This window comes from Streptomyces sp. NPDC054841 (assembly GCF_053611045.1).
On record NZ_JBSGZO010000594.1, the window covers coordinates 1 to 4,629 of the forward strand.

Annotated in this window: 5 protein-coding genes; 3 read left to right on the forward strand and 2 right to left on the reverse strand. The window is 70.6% G+C overall.

Annotated elements, in window-relative coordinates; all coding sequences use genetic code 11:
- Positions 1 to 87: 87 nt before the first annotated feature.
- On the reverse strand, positions 88 to 636 hold the full coding sequence (locus ACWGI8_RS39975) for a hypothetical protein (protein WP_453668354.1): 549 nt from the start codon (positions 634 to 636) through the stop codon (positions 88 to 90).
- 152 nt (positions 637 to 788) lie between these two features.
- A complete protein-coding gene (locus ACWGI8_RS39980; protein WP_453668355.1) occupies positions 789 to 2,216 on the reverse strand; it encodes a hypothetical protein in 1,428 nt (475 codons plus the stop codon).
- Positions 2,217 to 2,899: 683 nt separating this feature from the next.
- On the opposite strand from ACWGI8_RS39980, the gene ACWGI8_RS39985 reads away from it, so the two are divergent.
- The 3 genes from ACWGI8_RS39985 to ACWGI8_RS39995 all read left to right on the forward strand — a co-directional run.
- The gene (locus ACWGI8_RS39985; RefSeq protein WP_453668356.1) at positions 2,900 to 3,832 is read left to right on the forward strand and encodes a conjugal transfer protein; all 933 of its coding nucleotides are present in this window, start codon (positions 2,900 to 2,902) and stop codon (positions 3,830 to 3,832) included.
- The gene (locus ACWGI8_RS39990; RefSeq protein WP_453668357.1) at positions 3,829 to 4,170 is read left to right on the forward strand and encodes a hypothetical protein; all 342 of its coding nucleotides are present in this window, start codon (positions 3,829 to 3,831) and stop codon (positions 4,168 to 4,170) included. The genes ACWGI8_RS39985 and ACWGI8_RS39990 overlap by 4 nt, the downstream gene beginning before the upstream one ends.
- The coding region (locus ACWGI8_RS39995) for a hypothetical protein (protein ID WP_453668358.1) at positions 4,167 to 4,629 on the forward strand (463 nt) is incomplete at its 3' end. The genes ACWGI8_RS39990 and ACWGI8_RS39995, both read left to right, overlap by 4 nt.

The following is a 4,629-nucleotide window of genomic DNA, read 5'->3' on the forward strand; positions in this document are numbered from 1 at the left end:
CAAAAGTACATATCTCCTGGGGACGCAGGTGTTTGTCCGTACGGTCAGGGGTGTGGTTGCCAACAGCGCCGGCGGTCGGCTACGTCGTCAGGCGCTCTGGCACAGCGGCGGCAGGAGCCCGTCGCCCGGCCAGAGAGGCTGCTCGGTCGCGATGCCGGTGAGGAGCATGCCGATCTTGGCCAGGACTTGGGCGCGGTCGTCCGGCCCGTAGGCGATGAGGTTCCCTGCCGCGGCGTCGAAGGCCCGCACCTGGTTGTCCGGGCCGGTGCAGATCAGGGCCCGGGCGATTTCGGGTAGTCCGAGGCTGAGGGCATCGCACATCTTCGTCTGCACGAGCTGCACCAGGTCGGTGGTGACGCGTTCCCAGTCGCCGACCGTCGACCAGTCGGCGCCACCGTTGAGTTCGTGGGTGAGGCTGGCCAGGGGGATGATAGCGCCTGGCTGCCGTCCTTGGGTGAGGAGGTCGTGGATTCGGGTGCCGTCGGGCTGGTGCACCTGCGGGTGGAGCAGGGTGTCGGCGGCCACCACGGTGGTGTTGATCTCCTGGGTGCCGGGGCCGGGGTAGTACGGCTCGTGTGCGAAGAGCAGGTAGACGTCCGGAGTGCGGGCTGCGGGGCCGGGCTCGGGCTGGGGCATGAGATGGGTTCCTTTCAGCGGTGACGTGCCGGGCGTGTGGTGAGGTACTGGTTATGTCGTCTGCCGGGTGCCAGGCGGGTCCGGGCCCAACGGCCGGTCGTGCCTGCGAGGCTGGTCTGCGTCGGCCGGGTCGACGAAGGGGAGCGTGTCTGTCATGAGCTGCTTCCTTCGGGTTGATCAGCGACGGCGGAGGTGCAGGTCGCGCAGCGGCCGTCGCCGTCGGGGTGGGCGCGCCGGGGAGCTGGCCCCGGGCAGGTGTGGCACAGCGGCCATCCGAGGCAGGTCGGGCAGAGGCCTTCGCCGGGGGCGGTTCCGGGTAGGCCGCAGTCGGCGCATTCGACGAGGGCCCGGTAGGTGAGGGCCTCGCTCACTGTTCGTGCAGCGGACGCCGTCGAGGACCGTTCGGTGGTCGACAGCGCGAAGGGCTCGTCCGGCCCGGGCGTGTGGTGGTCTGCCACGGTGGCGGGCGGCGGGTAGGCCTGGGCCGCGCGCAGGCGGGCGGCGATGATCGCGCCGACCGTGGTACGCACCAGGTGCGGCAGGGGCCGGTCGGTGATGACGTGGCGCAGCTGGGCGGGGCTCCAGCCGGCGTCCATCATCAGGGTCACGACGCGGCCCTGGTCGGTCAGGGGCTTCCCGGCCAGCAGTAGTTCGGGACGGCTCGCGCCGATGTCGAGGAGCAGCCGGATGCCCGGATGCATCTCATCCGCCGGCGGCGCGTCCAGCTGGCCTGTCTGTCCGTGGGTCCGCGCGGTTTCGCCGCGGTTGCACGGAGGGATGGGGCTGGTGTTCTGCTTGTTGGTCTTCTTTCTGTTGGTGTTCTTAGTGCCGAGATCAGCCAACGTTGGGCCAGCCAATCCTGGAAAACCCGACTCTGGTTGTGACCTGGTGTTTTGCAGGCTGGGCAGGTCGGTGATGAAGTACAGCGCCCGGCCGAGCGTGCCGTCTGGGTTGCGGTCGCGGTCACGCTGCAGGAATCCGTGCTTCTCCAGCTCCTTCAGCCCGGTTGTCACCGCGTCCCCGCTCTCGCGGCCGTGGCGGGCCAGGTTGGCGACGGTTACCTGCCAGCCGTCCCGGTGGGTGCTGATGTAGCCGAAGAGCCCCTTTGCCCGGTACGAGATCCGGCCGTCACGGAACAGCCCGTTGGCGATCTGCGTGAACTGATCCCCGGCCATCACCCCACGCCGGATCCCGGCCCCGTACGCGGCCTTGCGGCCGACACGCGGGATGGACACGGGGGCCGCATCGACTGCGCCGACGTCCGTCGCGGCGGGGCGGTCGGTGATGGAGTAGACGATCTCACCGAGCGTGCCGTTCTGGCGGCGCAGGCGATCGCGGACCAGATAGCCGTACGTCTCCAGTTCCTTCAGCCCCGCACGCACCGCGTCGCGTCCGTCGGGCCCCAGAACGGCCAGGGCGGCGATGGTCACCTGCCAGCCGTCCCGGTGGGTGCTGATGTAGCCGAAGAGCCCCTTCGCCCGGTACGAGATCCGGCCGTCACGGAACAGCCCGTTGGCGATCTGCGTGAACTGATCCGCCGCCATCACCCCACGGCGGACCCCGGCCCCGAAGCCGCTCATCGCGTCCGACCCGAGGCAGACAGCGCATGGCTGCCGTGGAGGCCCGCCGGCCCCACCGAGGTGGGGTGAGCGGAGGGCTCGGGTGCGGGAGCGTGCGTGTGTGCCATGTCGTCAGCTCACCCGCCGATCCCGACCAGGCTGACGGCCACCAGCCCCGACCAACGGACACGATCCGGCAACATGCCTGTCCAGGTGCCGTGGTCGGGCTCATGGTCGGGCCGACCGGCGGGTGCGCATCGGCTCCCTGCTCGTGTTACGCAGCACGGTTGCGCAGCCGTCAACCTTTGAGTGTGCACGCGCTGCGCGACGGGCGAGGCTCGTGCGCAGTCGGCTCGGGGCGAGCGCCTGCGCAACCGGGAGTGCGGCTCCGGCTTGTCCGGCTGCGCAGTCTTGTGCCGCAGTACGCAGCCGCCTGCCTGGGCAGCCGCTGCCGCCGTCTGCTCAACGGCTCTGGGAGCGCATCACCGCGATCCGTTCGGCCCGCACGTCCGTCACCGGCTGGGGTCTCTCGCCCGGTCATGGACGAGCCGTGGTCGGGGCTGTGGTCGGGCCGACCATGATCCCGACCACGGACCTTGTGTCCCCATCGTGACCGTGGTCGGGGTCTTGTGGTCGGTGGTCGGGTCGGGGTCGGCGGGTTTTCTCAAGGTCAGCAACAGTCGTTCTGACCTGGGAGTTTGAACATGCCTCCTGGCAAGCAGGCCTCGGAGAGCGAGGCCAATGCTCCGATGGCTGCGGGCGTCGCGCTGGAAGCGATGCGGCGTCGCGTACGCCTTTCGCGTCTGGCGGCCTGGATCGCCGTCGCGGCCGGGCCGATCGCCCTGGGTGTCGCCATCACCTCCTCCCCGTCCGTCGTCGAGGCGGCCACCCCGCCCAAGCCCACAGCCGTGCGCACCGTGGCGGACACCGCCGACCCGGCTGGCTATGCGCAGCTGTTCGTCAGTGCGTGGCTCCGGAGCAGCGCGGATGACGCCACGAGTGCGCAGGCCCGTCTTGCGCAGTCGATGGCGCCGGACGTCGAACTGCCCGACCCGGCCGCTGGTGCGCAGTCGAAGCCGGAGTCCGTGATGGCGGTGCGCAGTGGGCAGCGTGAGGGTGGCACGTGGTCGGTGACAGTGGCTGCGCAGTACTCCGACGGCCGGGTGCGCAACTACGCCGTTCCGGTGGCCGCCGACCGCGCGGGCAGCTCGTTCACGGTGACCGGCGCGCCCGGTGTGGTGACCGGACTGGCACGGGCTGAGGCACCGAAGTCGCCGTACGGGGTGACCGTCACTGATGGGGATGTGACGTCCGCGGTCGGGGAGTTCCTTTCCGCGTACCTGACCGGTACGGGGGAGGTGAGCCGCTACCTCGCGCCCGGAGTGAAGTTGTCGGCCGTTACCCCGGCCCCGTACACGACGGTCACGGTGCAGCAGGTCCTCGCTGTCGAGGCGGCGGCCGCTGCCGAGCAGGTGCCGGCCGACGGCACCACGGTGCGCATCCTCACCCAGGTGGAAGCCCGGGACCAGGACGGGCAGTGGCCGCTGGGCTACGAGCTCGTCCTCAAGGCCCGCTCGGGCCGGTGGGAAGTTGCCGCGCTTCAGTCCGGCTCCGCCCAGGACGGGGGTGCCCGGTGAACACCGTGCAGAGCCTGATGCTCGCCGGGCAGCTCGACAACCTCGGCGACTCGTGGATCACCATGTTCAAGGACTGGGCGACCAAGGGTCTGCAGACCGGTCTGGTCTGCCTCGTCGTCGTGATCATGATCCAGAAGTTCAGCCTGAAGGCGGGAATCGGCGCGCTCCTGCTGATGATCATCGCGCTGGGTCTGTACAACTCCCGCAACGACCTGGCGGACATGTTCGAGGACGAGGTGAAGAACCCGGCCAAGGGCGCACCCGCCACCCCCGGCATCGTGCGCAGTTCCGATCCGGCTTCGCGCGAGCACTCCGCCGGTACGGGAGGGTGGCTGTGAGCGCGGCAGCCGCGGAGCGGGTGGGGCGTTTCTACACCGCCGCCCGCCGGCATCCCTGGGTGCTGGGAAAGGTGGCGGACTGGCGCATCCCGCTCGGCCCGTACACCCCTGCGCAGATCGCGGTCGCCGTCGGCGGCGGTTTCCTTCTGGTCAAGACGATCCCGTGGTGGTCGTGGATGGGTCCCGTCCCGATCGTGGCCTGGTTGCTGGCGATCTGGGCGGTACGCCGTCCGAAGATCCGGGGCCGCGCCCCGATGCAGGCGGCCCTGGGCTGGATGCTGCTGGGCTGGCAGCCGCGTGGGGGGCGGATCGGCGGCCGCGCCGCTCGCGACCGTGCTCCCCGCCCGCTGCTCGGCGGCTTCATCGTGGAGGACGCGTTCGCCCCCGCTTCAGCGGCCGCACCGCTGCGCGCACCGCGGCGGTCGGCCGACCGGACAGCGCGCCGGACTTGGGCCATGC

Coding starts and splice junctions, on each gene's coding strand:
- ACWGI8_RS39975 (WP_453668354.1), bottom strand. CDS start 636: ATGCCCCAGCCCGAGCCCGGCCCCGCAGCCCGCACTCCGGACGTCTAC.
- ACWGI8_RS39980 (WP_453668355.1), bottom strand. CDS start 2,216: ATGAGCGGCTTCGGGGCCGGGGTCCGCCGTGGGGTGATGGCGGCGGAT.
- ACWGI8_RS39985 (WP_453668356.1), top strand. CDS start 2,900: ATGCCTCCTGGCAAGCAGGCCTCGGAGAGCGAGGCCAATGCTCCGATG.